This is a genomic window from Collimonas sp., assembly GCF_035566555.1.
GTDB lineage: Bacteria > Pseudomonadota > Gammaproteobacteria > Burkholderiales > Burkholderiaceae_D > Collimonas.
This window is the reverse complement of the sequence record NZ_DATMRB010000204.1, coordinates 1-19,806: the sequence shown is the minus strand read 5'-3', so window position 1 is coordinate 19,806 and position 19,806 is coordinate 1. Positions and strand designations below refer to the sequence as shown.

17 protein-coding genes and 1 pseudogene are annotated in these 19,806 nt (G+C 55.3%); 6 read left to right on the top strand and 12 right to left on the bottom strand.

Features of this window, described 5'->3' with window-relative positions; all coding sequences use genetic code 11:
• Positions 1-146 precede the first annotated feature (146 nt).
• Positions 147-1,112: an ABC transporter substrate binding protein gene (locus tag VNZ65_RS25315; protein WP_325674075.1), complete on the top strand. Its 966-nt coding sequence runs from the start codon at positions 147-149 to the stop codon at positions 1,110-1,112.
• Between the two features lie 88 nt (positions 1,113-1,200).
• Entirely contained in the window at positions 1,201-5,688 is a 4,488-nt protein-coding gene (locus VNZ65_RS25310) for an EAL domain-containing protein (protein WP_325674073.1), read from the top strand.
• A gap of 447 nt (positions 5,689-6,135) precedes the next feature.
• Here VNZ65_RS25310 and VNZ65_RS25305 read toward each other — a convergent pair whose 3' ends face one another.
• Positions 6,136-6,372 carry a hypothetical protein gene (locus VNZ65_RS25305; protein ID WP_325674071.1) on the bottom strand — a complete coding sequence of 79 codons (237 nt, stop codon included), beginning with the start codon at positions 6,370-6,372 and terminating at the stop codon, positions 6,136-6,138.
• Positions 6,373-6,490: 118 nt separating this feature from the next.
• On the opposite strand from VNZ65_RS25305, the gene VNZ65_RS25300 reads away from it, so the two are divergent.
• Together VNZ65_RS25300 and VNZ65_RS25295 are read left to right on the top strand one after the other, a co-directional pair.
• The gene (locus tag VNZ65_RS25300; protein ID WP_325674069.1) at positions 6,491-6,892 is read left to right on the top strand and encodes a helix-turn-helix domain-containing protein; all 402 of its coding nucleotides are present in this window, start codon (positions 6,491-6,493) and stop codon (positions 6,890-6,892) included.
• 395 nt (positions 6,893-7,287) lie between these two features.
• Positions 7,288-7,599: a hypothetical protein gene (locus VNZ65_RS25295; RefSeq protein WP_325674067.1), complete on the top strand. Its 312-nt coding sequence runs from the start codon at positions 7,288-7,290 to the stop codon at positions 7,597-7,599.
• An 8-nt stretch (positions 7,600-7,607) separates the two neighbouring features.
• Here VNZ65_RS25295 and VNZ65_RS25290 read toward each other — a convergent pair.
• The 5 genes and pseudogenes from VNZ65_RS25290 to VNZ65_RS25415 all read right to left on the bottom strand — a co-directional run.
• Positions 7,608-7,931: pseudogene (locus tag VNZ65_RS25290) on the bottom strand (helix-turn-helix domain-containing protein); the annotation flags it as partial.
• A gap of 460 nt (positions 7,932-8,391) precedes the next feature.
• Complete coding sequence (locus VNZ65_RS25285) at positions 8,392-9,405, bottom strand: IS110 family transposase (protein WP_325674065.1); 1,014 nt, start codon at positions 9,403-9,405, stop codon at positions 8,392-8,394.
• A gap of 723 nt (positions 9,406-10,128) precedes the next feature.
• Entirely contained in the window at positions 10,129-10,854 is a 726-nt protein-coding gene (locus VNZ65_RS25280; RefSeq protein WP_325674063.1) for a hypothetical protein, read from the bottom strand.
• Positions 10,855-10,912: 58 nt separating this feature from the next.
• The gene (locus VNZ65_RS25275) at positions 10,913-11,947 is read right to left on the bottom strand and encodes a cytochrome P450 (protein ID WP_325674061.1); all 1,035 of its coding nucleotides are present in this window, start codon (positions 11,945-11,947) and stop codon (positions 10,913-10,915) included.
• 111 nt (positions 11,948-12,058) lie between these two features.
• On the bottom strand, positions 12,059-12,139 hold the full coding sequence (locus tag VNZ65_RS25415; protein WP_414649219.1) for a tryptorubin family RiPP precursor: 81 nt from the start codon (positions 12,137-12,139) through the stop codon (positions 12,059-12,061).
• A gap of 556 nt (positions 12,140-12,695) precedes the next feature.
• Here VNZ65_RS25415 and VNZ65_RS25270 point away from each other — a divergent pair.
• Positions 12,696-13,484 (top strand): ABC transporter substrate-binding protein, encoded by a 789-nt coding sequence (locus VNZ65_RS25270; protein ID WP_325674087.1) that lies wholly within the window; start codon positions 12,696-12,698, stop codon positions 13,482-13,484.
• Positions 13,485-13,487: 3 nt separating this feature from the next.
• Here the strand turns inward: VNZ65_RS25270 and VNZ65_RS25265 are convergent, their stop codons facing one another.
• Positions 13,488-14,378: an NAD(P)/FAD-dependent oxidoreductase gene (locus tag VNZ65_RS25265; protein ID WP_325674059.1), complete on the bottom strand. Its 891-nt coding sequence runs from the start codon at positions 14,376-14,378 to the stop codon at positions 13,488-13,490.
• Between the two features lie 217 nt (positions 14,379-14,595).
• Here VNZ65_RS25265 and VNZ65_RS25260 point away from each other — a divergent pair, with 217 nt between their 5' ends.
• A complete protein-coding gene (locus VNZ65_RS25260) occupies positions 14,596-15,054 on the top strand; it encodes an Rrf2 family transcriptional regulator (protein WP_325674057.1) in 459 nt (152 codons plus the stop codon).
• A 44-nt stretch (positions 15,055-15,098) separates the two neighbouring features.
• Here the strand turns inward: VNZ65_RS25260 and VNZ65_RS25255 are convergent, their stop codons facing one another.
• The 5 genes from VNZ65_RS25255 to VNZ65_RS25235 form a co-directional block, all read right to left on the bottom strand.
• A complete protein-coding gene (locus tag VNZ65_RS25255; protein WP_325674055.1) occupies positions 15,099-15,725 on the bottom strand; it encodes a flavin reductase family protein in 627 nt (208 codons plus the stop codon).
• A gap of 222 nt (positions 15,726-15,947) precedes the next feature.
• The gene (locus VNZ65_RS25250; RefSeq protein ID WP_325674053.1) at positions 15,948-16,832 is read right to left on the bottom strand and encodes a helix-turn-helix transcriptional regulator; all 885 of its coding nucleotides are present in this window, start codon (positions 16,830-16,832) and stop codon (positions 15,948-15,950) included.
• A 15-nt stretch (positions 16,833-16,847) separates the two neighbouring features.
• On the bottom strand, positions 16,848-17,480 hold the full coding sequence (locus VNZ65_RS25245) for a YbhB/YbcL family Raf kinase inhibitor-like protein (RefSeq protein ID WP_325674051.1): 633 nt from the start codon (positions 17,478-17,480) through the stop codon (positions 16,848-16,850).
• A 181-nt stretch (positions 17,481-17,661) separates the two neighbouring features.
• Positions 17,662-18,147 carry an ATP-binding protein gene (locus VNZ65_RS25240; RefSeq protein ID WP_325674049.1) on the bottom strand — a complete coding sequence of 162 codons (486 nt, stop codon included), beginning with the start codon at positions 18,145-18,147 and terminating at the stop codon, positions 17,662-17,664.
• A gap of 224 nt (positions 18,148-18,371) precedes the next feature.
• Positions 18,372-19,784, bottom strand: a complete 1,413-nt coding sequence (locus tag VNZ65_RS25235) for a hypothetical protein (protein ID WP_325674047.1) — start codon at positions 19,782-19,784, stop codon at positions 18,372-18,374.
• Between the last annotated feature and the right edge of the window lie 22 nt (positions 19,785-19,806).

Genomic DNA, 19,806 nt, shown 5'->3' with positions numbered 1-19,806 from the left:
TCTTGGCTGCCGTATCGCGGATCGAAACGGGGGTGCTTCTTTTGCTTTCATGTACGTTCTGTTACGCGGTTCAAGGAAGCACCGATCAGTATCAAGGCCGGCCAGCCATGGGTGTCGTCAACGGCTTGTCGGACCGACAGGAAAACATGACTGAGATACGCGTTGCGCACCATGAACTCAAACCGTTGATGATGGCCGCCATGGCCACCCTGGAACCGGCAAGGCGACAGGAAATTCTGGATGGCAAAGGTGCGATTGCGGTCATTTATCCAGACATTGGGGAGCCTTATCGCAGTATCTTTTCGAAGATCATCGAAGGTATTCAAGAGCAAGTAAAAACACCGATAAGCACTTATCCCGTCGGCCCAAACAGCAATGTTGTGGACCTAAATGCACAGTTGAACCGCGGTGGAGTCAAGGTGGTGATAGCGCTGGGACGTCAAGGATTGAAGGTTGCATCCGGATTGGCGCCGGAGATAGCGGTGGTGGTCGGTGGCGTGCTATCGGTGCCAGAAAACGAGAGCCGCAACCTGACCGGCATCAGCTTGACACCGGATCCGGCTCTGTTGTTCTCACTATTGAAAAAATTGCTGCCCAGCATAAAGAGAGTGACCGTGATCTACGATCCGCAGCATAGCGACTGGCTGATCAAACTCGCGCGCGAGGCTGCCAAGGTGCAAGGACTGGAACTGATCGCGCGCGAAGCCCATGACCTGGCGTCAGCCGCACATCTCTACGACGCTGTTTTCGCCAGCGCCGATAGCCGTCAGGACGCAATCTGGCTGCCTCAGGACAGCACTACGGTCGATGATGAAACAATCTTGCCGCTGGTCCTGAAGGAATCCTGGAGCAAGGGGCTACCTGTCTTTTCCAGCAGCTTCCTGCATGTCAAAAAAGGTGTCATGTTCGCCTTGTACCCTAACAACCTGGGCCTGGGACGCGATCTGGCCAGTTCCGCCTTGGGGGCGCTGTCTGGAGATTTGCGCAAGCGCGGCGTGTCCCCGCTGCGCGAAGTGCTGACGGCAGTCAATCTGCGCACCGCCAGCCACATCGGCTTGAATCTCGATTATCAGCAACAACGCAGTTTTGATTTCGTTTTTCCGGAGCCTTAACTACGAGATTGTCCATTCAATATAAATGCAATCCGCGCGGCCAGCCAGTATGCGACGCCATTTTTTTCCTAATCTTGACGGGTTCACCATGTTGCAAGCCTATTTACGCCGCACCGGGTTTCGCCGTCAGTTGATGGCGATTGTCACCATTTCAATTCTGGCCCTGGCAGTATTTTCCTCCTTGATGAATTCCTGGCAAACCAACCGCAGCGTGCGGGGTTATCTGATTGAGCAAGGGCGGCATATTGCAGAGAATCTGGCGCGCCAGAGCACCCTGGCCTTGCTTTACCATTCCGCGGACAATGTCCGTGAAGAGGTTGCCACTACGCTGGCGTTTCCTGATGTCCTGCAAGTAGAGATTACCGATACTGCTCACCAAGTTTTGCTGTTCGAAACGAAAACCGGCGGGACAGAAAAGCCGAATCCAGGGCCGCAGCACGGTATCGCCCTCACCGAAGCCACGTTGGAACAGGAAGATGATAAGGAATGGCGCTTTGGCGCACCGGTCTATCAAGGCCATGAAGCTGCATCGCCGTTCGATTTGCAGGAGAAAAAGCCGCAGCTTCTTGGATATGTGTATATCGTGCTGGGCAAGGGAACCATGAATCGCTTAGTATTCTCCTTGCTGATGGTAAATCTGGCAATTACGCTCTCCTTTGCCCTCATCTTGCTGGGAATTATGCGCCTTTTGGCGCGCAATTTGCTCCGGCCTTTGAATGCGTTGTCCGAGCTAATGGGGCGTGCTGAGGCTGGCGAGTCGGGCATGCGTGCAGCTCGTGAGGGACCGCGCGACATCATAGACATGGCACAGGCTTTCAATAAAATGATGACCGTGCTGGAAGAGCGTGAGATCGAATTAAAGCAGTCACGCGATCAGGCATTGCACGCGGCAATGATGAAGGCCCAATTCGCGGCCACTGTCAGCCATGAAGTGCGCACACCATTGAGTGGCGTGGTGGGAATGCTGGACATGCTCAGGGAAATGCGGCTCAGCAAGTCACAGCTGGAATGCGTTGAGGTGGCCTGGAGTTCGGCGCATACGCTAATCGATCTGATCAACGATGTTCTCGATTTTTCCAAGATGGAGGCTAACAAGCTTGTACTGGAACAGATCGACTTTGACTTGCGCAAGTTGGTGGAAGAAGTCCTTGATTTGTTGGCCAAGCAGGCCCGGGAAAAAGAGCTGGATCTCGGCTATCTGCTGGCAGTTGACGTTCCGGAACGGATCAAAGGCGACTCAATGCGCTTGCGGCAGGTTCTTATCAACCTGGTTGGAAACGCTTTGAAATTTACCGGACACGGCCAGGTGGCGGTGCGCATTTCCCGCAATGAGGAGAACGGCGAACGCTTCAGCCTGAGGATTGAAGTGAGCGACACCGGGATTGGTATGGACCAGGATGCGGCTATCCATGTATTCGACTCCTTCGCCCAGGCGAACAGTGCAACCGCTCGCCAGTATGGCGGCACCGGCCTTGGCCTGGCGATTTGTAAACAGCTGGTGGAGCTGATGGGAGGCAAGATTGGGGTGGCCAGCGCGCCAGGCCAAGGCGCCACATTCTGGTTCACGATTGTTTGTCAGTCGGCTGAGATGCTAGCCTTGGCGGCGCCGGAGCCGGACTTGCATGGGATGCGTGTCCTGATTGCAGCAAAAAGCGAGATCGTACGTAGATTTCTGATGCAGAGCCTGGCAAGCCGCGGGATGCATTGCCGCATAGCTTGCAGTGCAGCGGAAGCGCGGGAAGAGCTGGGACGGGCGACGCAAACGGCATATGAGCTGATCATCATCGAACGCACCCAGGTAGAAGGCGAAGACGCGGACCTGTTGCAGTATATCCGAACCGTGCCTGCGTTATCGACGGCACGCCTGCTGCTGTTGCAGCATTTTTGGGCATCGAAAGACGCACAATTTAAAGAGATCGACGCCTATCTGGACAAGCCGCTACGCCTGCAGCGCTTATTGGAGGCAATTCAGCCGGCGCGGCCGGACCGAAAATCAGACACCGCCGATATCTTTGCCGCACATCTGCCGGACGCACTGCCTGCCAAGGTGACGAAATACCGAGTATTGGTAGTCGATGATAATCGCACCAATCAAGTGGTAGCTACCGGCATGCTTGTCATGAGCGATTGTTTCTGCGAATGCGTCGACAACGGCTGGGAGGCGATTGAGGCCATTCGGCGCAACCATTTTGACCTAATTCTCATGGATTGCAATATGCCTGAGATGGATGGATATGAGGTCACAGCGCGAATCCGGAATATCGAAGAATCTGGAGCGCGGCACACGCCAATCGTCGCCATGACTGCCAATACCCAGAGCGGCGATGTGGAAAAATGCTTGGCCGCAGGGATGGATGATTACTTAGCAAAGCCAATCACTTTGATTGAATTGCGGCACAAGCTGGAGCGCTGGCTGATTCAAGCTGCCGGATCTAAGGCAACGGAGCCTGAAACGGTGTTGATGGCGGCTAACCTGGTCGAGGCTGAAGGCAGCCCTTTGGATCGAACCGTATTCGATAAACTGCGAGAGATATTGGGGCCCAGCTTGCAACATGCGGTAACGCCCTATCTGGAAGATATGCCGCTCAATCTAGAACAACTGGAGAAGGCTGTAGCACAGAAAGACGCAGATACAGTGCGCTCGTTGGCTCATGCCATCAAGGGTAGCAGCGGCAACCTGGGAGCCACCACTATGACCCAGTTGGCGAAGAAAGTAGAAGAACTGGAGCTGGCTGGGCAGATCGATGAGATTCATCCTTTGCTATCGCAATTGCGTACAGCGTTCGACGATGTAGCAGCTTTGCTTTTCAGTGAGGTATCAAGTAAAAACTATTTCAGCACAAAGCCGACGGAAGGTAGTGCCTTGGTGCTGGTGGTCGATGATGATCGCAGCACCCGCAGTGCCCTACGCTATACTTTGTTAAGAGACGGTTTCCGGGTGGCGGAGGCAGAAAATGGCGCCCAGGCATTACGTGTCCTCAGGCGTATAAAGCCAGACGTCATATTGATGGATGCCGTGATGCCGGTCATGGATGGCTTTACCGCTTGCGCTCGAATGCAAGAGCTGCCCAATCGTCAAAACATTCCTATATTGATCATTACTGGCCTGGAAGACAATCTGTCGGTAGAGCGTGCGTTCGCCGCCGGCGCCAGCGACTATATACCCAAGCCGATCCACTTTGCCGTCCTGCCGCAACGGGTGCGTCGCATTGTCGAAGCCAATCGCGCAGAGAGGCGAGTGCGCGACTTGGCCTTCAACGATTCGTTGACCGGCTTGCCGAACCGGGCCATGTTTTTTGATCAGCTAAAGCGCTGTATTGAACAGGCGCAGCGGAGCGGGAATGGCGCGGCAGTGCTGTTCTTGGATCTGGATCGTTTCAAATACGTGAATGACACGCTCGGTCACGATATCGGTGACCAATTGTTGATAGCCGTGGCACGCCGAATTCAGCGTAGCGTGCGCGTCGTCGACTGCGTAGCCCGTTTGGGTGGCGATGAATTCACCGTCGTGCTGGCGGATATGGCGACTTCGAATATAGCAACTATCGTTGCCCAGAAAATTTGCCAATCCTTATCCAAGCCCTTTCTGATCGCTGGCCACGGTATCGTCGTCAGCGCCAGTATCGGTATTTCTCTCTATCCTCAGGACGGCGCCGATGTGGGAACGTTGCTGCAACATGCCGATACCGCAATGTACCGTGCCAAGAAAGCCAGTTCCGGTTTCATGTTTTTCGAAGCTTCCATGGAACACTCAATGTCTGAACACATGCGCTTGGAAAGCGATTTGCGCGATGCCTTGAGTCGGAAAGAACTGCAGGTGTTTTATCAGCCGCAAGTCCGCTTCGATTCAGGTCACATCGTTGGCATGGAAGCATTGGTGCGTTGGCAGCATCCGACCCGAGGCATGCTTGCTCCCAAAGAATTCATCCCGCTTGCAGAAGAAACCGACCTGATCAATATCATTGGCGCCTGGGTGATGCGTACCGCATGTGTTCAGTTACAAAGCTGGATCAAATCGGGCATGCCGGCAATGAGGATGGCTGTGAATATTTCTGTGCGACAGCTAAAATCGGATTTTACTGCTACTGTGGAACAGGTCCTGGTGGAAACCGGCTTACCCCCGCATTTACTTGAACTGGAGATCACTGAGAGTACTCTGATGGAAAACGCCGAAGATAATTTACAGGCACTGCATCGGCTGCACTCTCTCGGGGTACGACTGACTATCGACGATTTCGGTACCGGTTATTCCTCGCTTGCTTACCTAAAACGCTTTCCTGTCGATATCATCAAAATAGATCAGTCTTTCGTGCACGACATTCCTCATGACCTGGACGACGCCGCCATCGTTAAAAGTATTATTGCGCTGGCACATAGTTTGCGCCTGGAAGTTGTAGCCGAGGGAGTGGAAAATGAGTACCAACTTAATTTCCTGAGAAATCATTCATGCGACATGATGCAAGGATATTATTTGGGAAAACCCATGCCGGCAGAACAGTTCATTCATTTTGTCATGGGGCAAGACAGCATTCGACTGAAAGAAATATTTGACTCTGAGGTAGGGCCTTTTCAGTAAAGTAATTCGTTTTCTGATAGCCCTAGATGTTGAGTTTTCTACTAGGAAAATCTATTAATTGGGATCACGGTAAGCAGACATGTACGCCCACAGGGGATTATGGTGTCCTGAATGCCGCCGCATTGGATTCGACCAAAAGAAGAAATTAGGCACGAAAAAGACGAAAAAGCGGGTTCCCCAGCCTGGTCCAGTTGCAAGGGTTCAGTTCAAAAGTGCGTCATTTTGCGTCAAACCGTTGCAGTAAGTTCCCCCGCGAACCCCGTGCACGTTGGGGACTTGGCATTTTTGCTAACTGCGTTAAAAGCAGTGCATTTAACGAAGCCGGCAGGCGTGGGGGGGACTGCGATCAGCGATATGAAATCATGGAATAATTGCCTTGCCCGCAGAGCGTCGCGATGACATGGTCTGCTGTGCCGTCAATGGCGTTTGGCTTGTTTTTCAAATCTCCTAATGCCAATCCCTATCGGCAAAATCAGTGGTCGAAATCATCCCTGACAACATTATCTTTAAGACTGTTTCCGTCGTTGCTCCGAACTTTGCAAGATGAAACAACACGACAAGATTCTCGGCAAAGATAATGGATTTTTGAATGGTCTCAGGATCGGCATTGGGTGCGATCACAGGCATCATATCAAGAACAATGTGCCTCACTTCTTCGATGGGGGGTAAATTCAATTTAATCATAGAGTTTTGGCGAGGCAATTCGCATGAATTGGAGTTTTTATCTCGTTGAGTAAAAAAAACTTTGAAAAATGCATATTACGTCATAAATTGCATTATATGTCATTTATGTGGGGTTGAGATGAGCCAACACTCCATGTCATCGAATGACATGGAGGGACTCCTCTTGGAAGATCAGGCAAAACAGCGCGACAAGCATCTCTCCAAACTGGTTGGCGCACGTTTGGCGGCAAGGCGTAAAGAATTGAGATTGACCCAGGCAGAACTGGCGGAAAGGCTGGGAATCGAGAAAGAGAGCGTTTCGCGCTTGGAAACGGGGGGGATATCGCCATCTCTTGGGAGACTATCTACGTTGGCTGGAGCTTTGGATTTCCCAATGGAAGATCTGTTGCGGGATACTTCTAATCATCCAAGTGACCAAGCTGCGAGCCTGATCGCATGTCTACAAAACTTATCTGAGTCGAAGCGCGCATTGGTTTTACGGATGGCGACCGAGTTCGCTACAATTTTAAATAATGAGTAAATTGACGGCGGTAATCTTGCCGATCTTAAAAGTTAGCCCACATAATTTTGCATTTCTGGGGGCGGGTTTTAAGATTCGGGAGCGAGTTCCTGGAGGCAGCTTTTCTCCGTACGTGTAAGGCCCACTGGCCGATTTAATAATCTGCCCCCATTGCTCCCATTAAAAATAGATAGCTGTAGTGATGCAATGAGCTCGTTCATCCGCTAATAAACGCAATACGTCTCAATTTTCCAACAGTCGTTAAATTTTTTTGAAAGATTGAGCGTGAGTAATCAGCGTATAAAAGCACTAGTCAATTTAGACTGGGTAGCAAAATAATTTGGGGGTACTTCTGGGGGTTCTTTTTATATTTCAACGGAGGAAGTCGTTTATTTATAAGGGCTGGAGAATATGATTTGAATCCCACCCTCGCCAGTACACGTAGTATCCATGCGGGTTTCAGAGCATGGACAAGAAATCAAAGCCACCTTAATCGGTGGCTTTTTTCGTTTCTGGGGGGATTTTCTTGCCATCATGTCGATTTCCGGCCGATCTTCCCGACGGCAACGGTCGGGCATATCGATCTCCAGATGGTTGTATCGCTGAGTACTGCGCGGGTCCTTGTGATCCAGTACCTGGCATTTAAGATAACTGTAAATGGCGTTGTGGTGAGAGGAATGTTGGTGCACGGTGTTCCTTTGCTTGCAGAATTGACCCTGTCCAACTAATCCACTCGCCACTGTCGCGCAAAGGCGGCAACCCGGTCGTAGGATCCCTCAAAGCCTAGCTCACATAAATCAACATGGATCTGTCTTAAGCTGTGCCGCTGTTTTCGAGATTTTGTCGTTTCGGTTTTAAGCCAGAATGAAAGTTTGAAGGCGTACTGATCAAGAGCATTGGGAGTGCGTCGATCCCGATAAGCCGGCTCTACGATTTCTGAGTGTAGATAGCATCTGACGGTGTTTCTGGAGATCCCCAAGCGCCTGGCGATCTCCCGCAAGGAGACCTGGTCACGAAGATGCCAGCGTCGAATAATATCTAATAATGCCACGTCGATCACTCCAATCTCCCATTCACTATATCGAGTAGGATTGTGGTCTATACGTGGGTCATCCATTAGCCGTCCGTTGTCAAGGGTACGAACTTACCACTCGCAATATTTCGCGATATCTCAAATTCATCAAGCCATCGCCGTCACGTCCTGTTGGCTGACTTCGTGCCCTTTGCTTCAGTGTATGGTTGCGTGAATCGCACCAGTCACCCATATGGATCAAGCAGAAGCATTACTACTGTCTTCGCCCTGGCAGTTCAACTGCCCCAGAAGCATCTCGGTACCGGCCTGTGTCCAATTGTGGGACAGTTCTATGGCTTCTGCATCGCAGTTCCAGACCCTTGTGGCTCACATGTCGGACGATTCATTTCCTTCGGACCAAACAACAATGGCAAACGGCACGGAGTCCAATCAGTTTTTGATGGCTCGAAGTCCAACCCACGTTCTGGCTTGCCGGCCGTTGCCAACCTTACGCAAAGCAGCGCTCAATTGAGAACTGCTCTCCTGTCTTTAACATGTGGAAGCAGGCGCGCGCCAGCTTGTGCGCCACTGCCTTGATGGCGACGATGCTGTTGCGCTTGGCTTTCTTGCGTTGATAGAATTTGCGCGCCGGCTCGCAGTAACGAATCGCAAAATTGGCAGCTTCAACGTAAGCCCAAGCCAGATAGCGATTCCCGTTCTTCGTGTTGCCTTCGCCTTTCTTTTTTCCATTCGAGACATGAACGCTGTCTACACAGCGGCAATAAGAGGCGTAGTTGCCAACATCCGCAAATCGTTCGATGCTGCCGGTTTCGAGAAGAATGACTGTGGCGAGGATCGGCCCGATACCGGAGACGGTTTTGAGTAATCGATATCCCGGATTGCTGCGGCAATGTTTCGACAATGCCTTTTCGATAGTATCGATTTGCGTTTGTAGTGCCTGCATCACCGCCAGATTTGCTTTGAGCCCCATTGAATCGGCCGCACCGAACGACATAGCGTCTACATGGGCATCGGTTAACTGTTTCACGTCGTTAGTGGAGAGACGCCCTCCGGTTTGCTGCGCCAGACAGGTTTCGATCGAAACGATCTGCGTCGTACGCTGCTGGACCAGTTGCATACGCTTGCGCGCCAGATCACGAACCGCGCGTGTAGCCCGCGGCATGATATGACCTTCAGGCAGCAATCCCAGTCGCAGAATATGCGCCAGATGGCGGGCATCTGATTCGTCGCCGCGATGCTTGAGCCCATCGTATTGCTTGATCGCAGTAGTGTTGGCCAGGTGCAGCGGGTAACCTGCTTCAATTAATTCATCGACAAGCCAATACCAGTTATAGGTCGACTCCACGACCACGCCGAACAAATTCGTTCGATACGGATCCAGTGCTGCGCAGATCTGATCCAAATTATTGGGCAGGCGCCTGGAATACAGGACCTTGTCGTCGTCATCGCTGATGACGACGAAACAGTTGTTCGAATGAAGGTCTATGCCGCAAAATAACATCGCCGTTCTCCTGGGTAAAGTGAGGTTCGCACCATGACTTTACTGCTCGGCGCTTGCCGAAGGAGGACGGCTAGATGATTATCAGTTTTGGATGCAAATAAACAGAGATAAGCCCGCACGATCTTCGTAAAAGCGACCGCTCCTCGCCGCCGGCACCAAATTTCAAAGTCTCGCACCTTCACTGGTTCGAGGCTTTTTGTATTCTGCATCGATCTCTTGTTGGTTGTATAGGCGTGCGCACATAGGCGCAAAGAAAGCGATGCGGCAGTGGAGCAAAAACGGAAGCGAAACTAATAAAGTTGATATTGGAATGGGAAAACAGCGTCAGAAAAAATTTGAATGCGTGGAAATAACCATCGAGCCAATAGGCAAGCGTGTTATCGAGCATGGAGCAATGGCCCACTTCAACTGCGTTCAAACCATTAGGGGAGTCCTAGGTGAGTCTTCGCTTCTACTTTTGCCTAATCGTGAAGAACGCTAAATACGTCGGCAGTCTGGACAGGCTGTCGATGTTAACCCGCCTGTCACATTTAACAGATGCTTTCCCAGTTTATTAGACTACTCTGTATTGGTTGCATCGCGCATTGCAATCTCCCACTGTGATCGACTAATTGCGATTTCAAGTTGTGTGGGGATAGTCAAACTACGATGCAACGGCTAGGCCTCGTGCTGTCACTACGGTGACAATATATTTGATGCGATCATTTTTATAAAAATGGGAGGTTAATTATTATGACAGTCCTTACCGTAAAATTTGCTGTGTATGGTGCCCTCAACGGGGGAAATCAAGATCAAAGCCAGGTTGTAAATGTACAGGAAGTACTGCAAGCAGCCATAAATCGAAATCAAGGGATTGTAACCATCAACAACGCAACAATGGGTGGTGATCCATCCGTTGGCAACGGGAAGCACTTCGGTGCGACGGTGACTCTTGACTCGGTTGATCGTTATTTTGCGTGTGCCGAAGGGCAAACGATTGACTTCTTCCATACCCAAGCTCCTGGACAGAATACTCGTAAAGCGGCTTTGAGCGAGGTTACTGCCTAGAACCTTCGGTTGAACGGTATAGCAAAGCCCAGCGTTTTCATCGGCCCGGGGCCTTTTCTTTCGCCAGTTGTAAGGAACTGTTGCTGCTGTAAAAGGCTGTAAATAGACGTGAAGAGTTGGTATGGCCGGACTATATTGAATTCGTCTCCTCCAACTCTCCCTAAGTTTTGGATTCAGCCCGCTGCCGCAAGGTTCGCGGGCATTTTTTTCGCCCCCAAAAAGCCTGAGCGTTCGCAGCGTCATCCTATCAAGACTGCGACCGAAGACGGCGGGTTTGGGCGAAAAGCAAAACGCTGATATATCGAACAGTGGAGTCGAAAGCGTTGGTCTGGCCACGTCGGCACGCTTGACGTTGTCGGGAGCGACCGCATGTGTGCCGTCTGCCGCGGTGGCGATCGTCACGGAGAGCATTGATGCCTTCTGGGAAAGGGACTACCGACGTGCGAAAGTCTCGCGCAGTTCATTGCCTGCTGATGTTGACTTGAAAGACCCCAAGCAACCCGGTAAGCGGCACCTCAGCCGTAATTTGCCGCGGACTGACCGCAAGACCATTGCCCCGCAGGATATCAAGCAGCCTCTCAGCCAGCGGCATCACCATGTGCCGCCCCCAGCAGCGTTCGGATGTATGGCCGAACGGCAGGTAGCCGGGCTGCTGGTCGGGGTCGATGCTGTCCCAGCGCTCGGGGCGGAACTGGTCGGGGTCGTCCCAGATTGCCGGGTCGCGATGGCTGAGAAACGGCAAGATCAGGATGTCGTCGTTCGGGCCGATGCGGGAATCGAGGGCGGTATATTCGGGGGAGGCGTTGCGCAAGATGTTCCATGACGGCGGCAGCAGCCGCATGGCTTCATGCAGGATGTTCCGGTTCGATGTGTCGTCGTCAAATGGCGAGCCTAGCCACAGTGCGTTGGCGACCAGCGTGGAGATGGTGAAGCAGACCGGGGCGGCGGTGCGCCGGTAGAGGCCCATGGCATAGCGGCGGTCGTTGTAGGTCGCGGCATTGGCGGTCAGTTTGGCGATGGCGGATGCTCCCGGGCGTAGCGGCACGGACGGCACTGCGCCGGCGGCAATCAGCGCCCAGGTCAGTTTGGGCGTCAGTTCCAGCGCGCGGTCCATGAGGATGCGCAGCCGGTATGGGTCGGCGCCGAGCAGGAGATCGCGCAGATAGACGTGGCCGACATGCGGCCATGCGCCGGAGAGGTCGGTTGTTTTTGATGCAGGCGTTTTCAATGCCGCCCGCACATCGCTGCCGATGGCTTGCATCAGCTTGGCGGCATCGGTACGAGGTATGGAGCGCCCGTGCAGGGGTTTGAATGTCGGGCGCTCGAATTCGGTGGCCGGCCTGGCGCTGAGGATCTGATGGGTCAGGGCGGTGCCGGCGACGCCAACGGTGCTGTCATCCAGCCGGAAGAGGTCTTCACCGCAATGGTCGTGCAAGAGGGCCTGGAGGCGCGGCGTAAAAACGGTGGTTCGGGTGCTCTTGCCGGTACTAGACATCGATGGTCTCCGTGAGACGAATGTCCTCGTACGGAGGAGCGATTGGGATTTCACCAAACGCCGGTGGAATCTCCAACCGCATTCCTGTGATCAGATAATGGTTTGCCGGTATCAGTACCAGATATACCAGGCAAATGCCTTCAGGCTTTTCTTCGAGGAGAGCTTGTTTTTCAGGGCGAAAAGAATTTTCATGAGTAGCACCTTTCTTGATTGGTGAACTGCCTTGTGGGCAGCATGGAATGCTTAGGTAGCACGGGTATGGCTATCGACGACACGCTCGATATGTCAGCAAGGCATGTGTCAGCAGCGAGTATCGGTTAAAAAAAATGGAAATACACCTGTCAGTTCTGACAGGAGCCTGGACGCGAGGTCACTGATGACGGATTCGGAAAAAGACAGGATGCGTTACGCAGATTTTTCTGGCAGCGAGGTGTGCGCTTCGTAGTCCGCGAAGTGGGGGCAGAGTGAAGTTTCTGCAAAAGGCGCGCAGAAAGTTCACTCTGACCTCAGTTAGCTGCGTAGCTTATGCGCGACGGAAAAACGGGTGATGCTTTTGCCGTGTTCTCTGAAATTTTCAAAAATGGGTAATGTGGTATTTTATTGCGGTGTCTGCAATTGGGCGGCACGCCTTCCGCGCCGCCAATCTATTAGCCTTGAGGATGCGAACAGCATGGACCACTTCAGCGACATCAAGATATCCCGGCGCGGCCTGTTGATCGCAGGTGCATTGTCGGCAACGGCGATGGCCATGCCGCCAGCGGCGGCTGGCGCCGGCGCTGCGACTCCGGGCGTGGCAAATGCATTGAGGCCTGCTTTCGCACCTACCGGCAAGCTGCGCGCCGCCATCAACCTGGGCAATCCGATTCTGGCCGGTAAAGACGCGTCTGGAGCGCCACGCGGAGTGTCGGTCGATCTGGCGCGAGAGTTCGCGTCTCGGCTGGGGCTGGAGCTTGAGCTGCTGGTGGTTGATACCGCCGGAAAATCGGTAGATGCCGTCGCTGCCGGCAATGCGGACATCGGCTTCTTTGCAATCGACCCTAAACGCGGCGCCCAGATTGCCTTCACGCCGCCTTATGTCCTGATCGAAGGTTTCTATCTGGTCAAAGACGATTCTCCTATCCGCCGCAATGAGGAAGTTGATGCGCCAGGCATGCGCGTGGTGGTGGGTGCCGGCAGCGCCTACGACCTGTACCTGACGCGCGAATTGAAGCAAGCGGAGATCCTGCGATCTCCTTCTTCTCCCACGGTCGTCGATACCTTTATTGAAACGCATGCCGAGGTGGCTGCCGGGGTGAAGCAGCAGCTTGAGGCCGACGCTCGGCGCCTCAGCGGACTGCGGCTGCTGGACCAGCGCTTCATGGTGATCCGCCAGGCGATGGGTGTGCCCAAGAGCAGGGGAGCCGAGGCTGCAGCCTATCTTGCGCAGTTCGTGGAAGACATGAAAGCTGACGGGTTTGTCGCCGCGGCATTGGCGCGGCATGGCATAGACGGCGCTGTGGTTGCTCCTGCAGAAGCGCCTGGCGCCGCACTCCCATAGCGTTCAATAGCCGCCAAAGATCAGTGACTGATGCGCGGCAGCGCCCGCCATCGTGCCGTCGCCGACCGCTAAAGGCAGCGAACCGCCCGGCCGTGCCGCGTCGCCGCAGGCGTAAACACCTTGCACTGTGCTTGCCTTCATGAGATCGGTCTTGATTGTGCGGCCGAGCGGTCCGTCGTCAAATTCGCAGCCGAGCATGGCGGCGATCGGACTGGCCGCCTCCAGCCTGGTTGCCGTGAACAGTCCGTCAAGCTTCACCACGCGGCCGTCTTGCATGATCAGGTCAAGCGCGCCTTCGATCCGGCTTATGCGGCTGCGTTCCAGCCTGACGCCGCGCGCCTTGAGTTTCTGAAGCTGTTCATCGTCTGGTTCGAAGGCGCTGTTCAAGAAGAACGTCGTCGTTCCCCAGTCGGGCAGCAACAGCGCCAGATGCATCGACATGGGCGAGCTTGCGAGTACGCCGATCTGTCCCTGGTTCAGCTCGTAACCGTGGCAATAGGGGCAGTGGAATACGTGGCTGCCCCAGCGTTCGGCCAGACCGGGCACATCCGGCAGCAGATCGACGACCCCGGTCGCCAGCACCAGCCGCCTGGCTTCCTGGGGTTGCATGCCTTCGATCTGGACGCGAAAGCCATGTTCGGTTCGTTCGGCGCTGCTGGCTTTCCCTTCCAGCCAGTGTACGGTGTCGTAGGCGAGCAGTTGCTCGCGCCCCTTGGCTGCGATTGCGCCTGCGTCTGCGCCATCCTGGGTAAGGAAGCCGTGTGAGTGCTGTGCAAAACGATTGCGCCGCTGTCCGCCATCTATTACCAGGATCTTGCGGCGTGCGCGCGCCAGCGGCATTCCCGCCGCCAGGCCGGCATAGCTTCCTCCAATAATAATCACGTCATACTGCATGAATGCTCCTTTCGATGATTGGTTTCCACTGATGGACAGGAGTGAGGCGCAGGCTGGCCCGATTGCGCTGCCAAGGCAGGCGCGTACGGAATTCCCTTGCGTGATCCATGTCACGAAACTATTGAAGTTCCATGATAACTTGAGAGTGGTGCTCTTGCAACTTATAATGTTACATTCGGCTGCTATTACTGGCCCATTCAACTTTTAGGCGTACCCGATGAGAAGCGACAGCCGACTTTCCCGCATGCTGCATGTCTTGCTGCACATGGCGCGGCACGACCAGCCGTTCACGTCCGAGCAGATTTCCCGCATGCTCAATACCAATCCGGTGGTGGTCCGGCGCACCATGGCGGGCCTGCGGGAAGCGGGGTACGTGCGCTCGGAAAAGGGGCACGGCGGCGGCTGGACGATTGTTTGCGATCTGAAAAAAATCACGCTGCTGGATGTTCACAAGGCCGTCGGCGGCCCGCAGGTTTTTGCCATCGGCAACGAGAGCGATAATCCTGAGTGTGCTGTCGAGCGCGTAGTCAACGCCGCGCTGGATGATGTATTACGCCAGGCGGAAACACTAATCATAGAGAGGCTGGGGGCGATCGCCCTGGCTGATCTTGCGCACGACTTTGATGCCCTGTGCAGTACCGGCGGCTGGGGTATCGGTGGACCGCACGCCAAGTAAGCTTGACGATCAGCGCAGCGGTGTTATCCCGCTGCGCCGGGATATCAAGGATATGCCGGGCGTCGCATATGAAACAAGGATTCCTCCAGCACTTCGAAATAGTCGGCTGGCCCGCCGCCGCGCAGGATCGGATGCGCGGCCGCCGTATCGTAACTGCCGTTTTTCAGCAGCGCCTGATCGATGTGCACGCCGACCACCTCGCCCAGCACCAGCCAGGTTTCAACTTTGCCGCCGGCGGCGCTGGTCAATTGCAGTATCTGGCTGCAGCGGCACTCGAACGCCACCGGGCTTTCTGCCACGCGCGGCACCTTGACGATACGTCCCGGCACGGGAGTGAGGCCGGCCAGGCTAAATTCGTCTGTGTCGGGCGGCGCCGCCGCTGAACTGAGATTCATTGCCTCCGCCAGAGGACGGGTCGCCAGGTTCCAGACAAATTCACCGGTTTGCTCAATATTGATCAAGCTGTCCTTACGGCCGACGCTGGCAAAGCCGATGATGGGCGGCGTGTAGTTGAACGCATTGAAGAAACTGTAGGGCGCGAGGTTCAGCGCGCCGTTGGCCGCATGCGACGCGATCCAGCCGATCGGGCGCGGGCCGACAATCGCGTTGAAGGGATCGTGCGCCAATCCATGTCCTTTGGACGGTTCGTAAAAATGCTTGTCTGCTGTCATATGCAATTCCATCGTCATTAAATTTGATTCATCTGACTTCTCTATGGGAGCAAAAAATGCTTTCGTGTGTAGGGTGGGCACGCTTTTGTGCCCACGCTGTAGCGGCATCCGCGTGGGCACAAAAGCGTGCCCACCCTAACTCTTGGCAAGGATAGGTCCCCCTTTGCCCACAGAGAAGTCTGAATAACCTCAAATGTGATGCATAAGGGTGAGCTGGAAAAATCATCGCACCTGCGACGGCGAGCATCCGAAACGTTCTCGGAAGCGCAGGGAGAATCGCGAGCTGGCGCGATATCCGCAGGCTTCCGCAATCTGCTGAACGCCCCAGCCGGTGGTCTGCAGGAGGCTCATCGCGTGATGCATGCGAATATCCAGCAGCAGGGTTTCGAAGCGCAAATTTTCGGCAGCCAGCCGTCGCCTCAGCGTGGCTTCGCTCATGGCAAGTTCCTGGCCGGCCTTGGCGGTGGTCCATTGATGTGCGGGGGCGTCGGCGAGCAAAGCTTTCAGGCGATCGCCGATGCGTTGCGTCGAGGGACGGGAAAAACGGCAGCCGCGCTCAGCCAGGGCAAGCAGCAAGCCAAGCAGGCGATGCATTTGTTCGCGCTCGCTGAGCTTTGCCGAATACATGCCGCGCAGGCAATGCTGCAGCGTATCGGCAAGATCGCTGTCGAGCGCTATCTGGCAGCCGTGAGCGACTGTCGGGGATGGCTGCATGTCGTTCTCATGGCGCCGGTGGAATTCATGGATCACCTCCGGTGCAAACGCCAGGAACACGGAGCGAAATGTCTGGTCGGCGCCGCCAGGGATTTTCTTGATGTCTGCGCAGGCGTTTTGCGCCATTGCCGTGAGCGTCAAGGGATCATTCAATACCAGCACAACTTCGCCATCGTCGAGCGTCATCTGGCCTGAAACCAGCAGCAGCAGCGTGGCGTCGAAAAAGCGGAAACCGCGCGCATGCTGTGGCCGGCGCAGGCACGGCTGGGCAAGCGTGCACAGCCCGCGGCGAGCGACCAGAGCACCTGATGGCAACTGCCACATGGTTTCTCCGGCACGCTCAGCCGGCTTGGGCGGGGCGGATGTCGATCCGTCGTCTGCGATCGCTTTCATATGCCTGCAAATGCCTCACTTTTTTTGCAAATGGGGATTAAGCGTGTAGGTTCCGGTAAGGCTGGCTTCCGCCAGCACGTGGCCAGCGAGCGCGTCGCGCAGGCTGGCGCCGTTCAAGGGAGCATTGACGCTTAGGCCGGGCAGGTCGAGTGCATATAGCGTGAACACATAATGATGCAGCAGCGTGTCGTTCCATGGTGGGCATGGGCCATCGTAGCCGTGATAGTCGCCTCTCATCTGTTCATCGCCGGCAAACCAGTCGGTATAGCTGTTGATGCCATGACGCCAGCCATCGGGCGCTGCAGGGCCGGCTTTGCCGCCTGGTACAACGCCGTCACTGTGGCTGCCGGCGAGGATTTCACGCGTTGCCGAAGGAATGTCCAGCAACAGCCAGTGGAAGAAATCAACGCGCGGCAGCGACGACGGAACTTCCCGGCCTTCCTGGTTTACGTCCTCGCCACTGCTCGGGACGTCCGGATCGTGACAGATCAAGGCGAACGATTGGGTGCCGGCGGGCGCCTCGCTCCAGGACAGATGAGGATTGCGGTTGCTGGATAGCGCGATATGCGTTGCGGGATCGATTACCGCAAAGGCGAACTCGCCGGGAATGGCGGTGTTGTCGGAAAAACTCTGGCTGGTCAATTTCATGGCTTGATGGCTCGCTATAAATGGGGAGGGAAGACATGAAAATTATAGTCTGCAGCTATTGGATAAAAATAACCAATCCGATCACAATTGTGACAAATGCAGTCAATTTGATTGGATTGGATGTTTTTCCAAGGTTGGGGAGATTGTATCCGATCATCTGAATTCGCATGCACGGATCAAATCATTCCTCAACGACGTTGAAGCCCTCATCGCTGGACGGTGCGACAAAGTAGTGGGTGATCGCATCAAATTCCGCTTCGCTGGTCGTGAATCGATGCGAACCTTCTTGATTGCGGCGACGCAGCCGTAATTTGCACTCTTCATCCGAGACGTTCAGATAATGGAGGCAATGGGCAACGCCGGCATTCTCAAAGACGTCTCGCATCCACTGGCGGGTGCCTGGCGTATTCGCCGGAAAGTCCAGGACGACTGAGTTTCCTGCATGAAGCAGCTGCTCGATATGCTTGCCCATGACGTCGCGCAGTCTGGCCGAGCACCGTACATAATCGTTCAATGCGCTGATCTCGCCTGGATAAAGCCGGCTCAGCCATTCATCTTCGCTGATGAGCAATGTCTTTTGCTGGTCAGCGAGTTGCCGGGCCAAGGTCGATTTCCCGGACGCGATTTTCCCGCAGACCATGTGCAGGGTTGGAGCATTGGTTTTCATTCACACCTCCTGTTTGCTTGGGGGACTCCCAGGAAGCAGTCGAAAAAAAACCGCCTCGAGGGCGGGTTTTTAGCTACTGCAAAACAAGCGCTATCCCACCATTGTCTGAATGGTGCGAATAATCGCTGGTGTTTGTGCGTAGAAAAATATCATGGATGCCAAGATCGCATACTTAATCAATTTCGTCAATCGATGACTACTTATGAGCGATCCCTCTGCATTCATCACCGCAGGCTCAAAGTACCCCGTTTCCAGGCCGGATCCTGCCATTTGTAAAACAAGCTCAGCGAGCGCGGGTTGTCGGCCTGTTTTTCGACATCCATGGAATCCATCCGTAGCACTTCAAAGCTGCGTTTGAAGTGTCCGTCGACGCGCGCCTCGCGCACCGCCAGCATCTTCGCGCTGCCGGGCACCCAGCCGGCGAACTCCAGATAGCCGACATCGGGCGCGTTGGCGGCCGGCGGCAGGATGTCGACGCTCCATCCTTTGTCTCCTTGATGGAATACCCACAGCTCGCGCCATGAGTCGAGCGGCTGCACAGCCAGCGCCAGTGCGCTTTGCTGGGCGTTGACGCTGACCGATGCTTTCCAGACCAGACCGTAGGTGCAGCGTTTGAAGAGCGGATTTTTTTGATCGTGCTTGGCATCTACCAGCGTGACGCAGGTTTCGCCGCTTTCACCCGGTGCGGTGATGACCGCCAGGCCGCCGGCGGTAGCGGCGACGGGTTCGGGTTCAGCTGCCCAGCGCGAGGCGGCGACGCGCACGGCGGCGTCGGTATAGGCGGCCGCGTCCGGCTCGGCGATTTCTGTCTTGTTGACTGCTGCCAGTTCCTGCAAGGCGCGGTTGGCTGCGTCCTGGGCAGGCTGGCGCAGCCTGGCGCGCTCGAAGGCGATGCTGGCCCAGACGCCGGCGCGGCGCAGGTGCAGGCGGTTTTTCTCGTATTCGGGCAATTCTGTCAGTTGCACGCGGTCGAGGACGTCGGCGCGCCAGGCGTCGAGGCTGTTGCGGTCGGTGGGCGTGATGTTAGGGTCTACGCATTCGGGCCGGGTCAGCGCCAGGGCGGCGCGGGCGCGTTGGCCGTCATTCGATTTCATGGCCAGCACGCGGCGGAAGGCTTCACCGTTGTAGCACAGCTGGACGCGGCCGTCGCGCTCGAAACCCTGCATGGCTATGCCGTAGCTGGATGCCACTTCCAGGTGGGCCGACAATACGGCGTCGTCGGTTTTCCCCCGCTTGGCGGAGGCGCGGCGCGCCAGGCGGTCCGCCATGGTGCCGAGCGCATCGAAGGGTTCGGGGCCGATGGCCTCGGCCGGTGCGGCTTTCAGGTAGGCCGCGGCGTAGCTGATGCCGAGCGCCTCGGCCCCCGGCGTGTCGCGCAGGAAGCGCACCACTGCCAGCAGGTCGGGCGCGTCTTTCGGCTCCAGCGACTGGGTCCGTACTTGCGAGGCACGGATATAGCCGCCGCGTTCGCGCCGGTGGTCGTAGACCTGCAGATAGTCCATCTTCTCGCCGCGCACTTCCAGGCTGTCGCCTTGCCACAGCACGGCTTGCTGCTGGGCCGAATCGCGCGGTGCGGCGCGCAGGGCGGCGCTATCCTGGGTGACGATGGCGACCAGGGCCAGGGCGGCGAGCATCATTGTTGTGTCTCCTGAACAGCGT

Bases quoted from the DNA above. Each gene is read 5' to 3' on its own strand.
- VNZ65_RS25300 (WP_325674069.1), top strand. From the start codon at position 6,491: ATGAGCCAACACTCCATGTCATCGAATGACATGGAGGGACTCCTCTTG.
- VNZ65_RS25260 (WP_325674057.1), top strand. From the start codon at position 14,596: ATGAGAAGCGACAGCCGACTTTCCCGCATGCTGCATGTCTTGCTGCAC.
- VNZ65_RS25265 (WP_325674059.1), bottom strand. From the start codon at position 14,378: ATGCAGTATGACGTGATTATTATTGGAGGAAGCTATGCCGGCCTGGCG.
- VNZ65_RS25310 (WP_325674073.1), top strand. From the start codon at position 1,201: ATGTTGCAAGCCTATTTACGCCGCACCGGGTTTCGCCGTCAGTTGATG.
- VNZ65_RS25245 (WP_325674051.1), bottom strand. From the start codon at position 17,480: ATGAAATTGACCAGCCAGAGTTTTTCCGACAACACCGCCATTCCCGGC.
- VNZ65_RS25305 (WP_325674071.1), bottom strand. From the start codon at position 6,372: ATGATTAAATTGAATTTACCCCCCATCGAAGAAGTGAGGCACATTGTT.
- VNZ65_RS25285 (WP_325674065.1), bottom strand. From the start codon at position 9,405: ATGTTATTTTGCGGCATAGACCTTCATTCGAACAACTGTTTCGTCGTC.
- VNZ65_RS25275 (WP_325674061.1), bottom strand. From the start codon at position 11,947: ATGTCTAGTACCGGCAAGAGCACCCGAACCACCGTTTTTACGCCGCGC.
- VNZ65_RS25270 (WP_325674087.1), top strand. From the start codon at position 12,696: ATGCCGCCAGCGGCGGCTGGCGCCGGCGCTGCGACTCCGGGCGTGGCA.
- VNZ65_RS25315 (WP_325674075.1), top strand. From the start codon at position 147: ATGACTGAGATACGCGTTGCGCACCATGAACTCAAACCGTTGATGATG.
- VNZ65_RS25250 (WP_325674053.1), bottom strand. From the start codon at position 16,832: ATGAAAGCGATCGCAGACGACGGATCGACATCCGCCCCGCCCAAGCCG.
- VNZ65_RS25255 (WP_325674055.1), bottom strand. From the start codon at position 15,725: ATGACAGCAGACAAGCATTTTTACGAACCGTCCAAAGGACATGGATTG.
- VNZ65_RS25415 (WP_414649219.1), bottom strand. From the start codon at position 12,139: ATGAAAATTCTTTTCGCCCTGAAAAACAAGCTCTCCTCGAAGAAAAGC.
- VNZ65_RS25235 (WP_325674047.1), bottom strand. From the start codon at position 19,784: ATGATGCTCGCCGCCCTGGCCCTGGTCGCCATCGTCACCCAGGATAGC.
- VNZ65_RS25240 (WP_325674049.1), bottom strand. From the start codon at position 18,147: ATGAAAACCAATGCTCCAACCCTGCACATGGTCTGCGGGAAAATCGCG.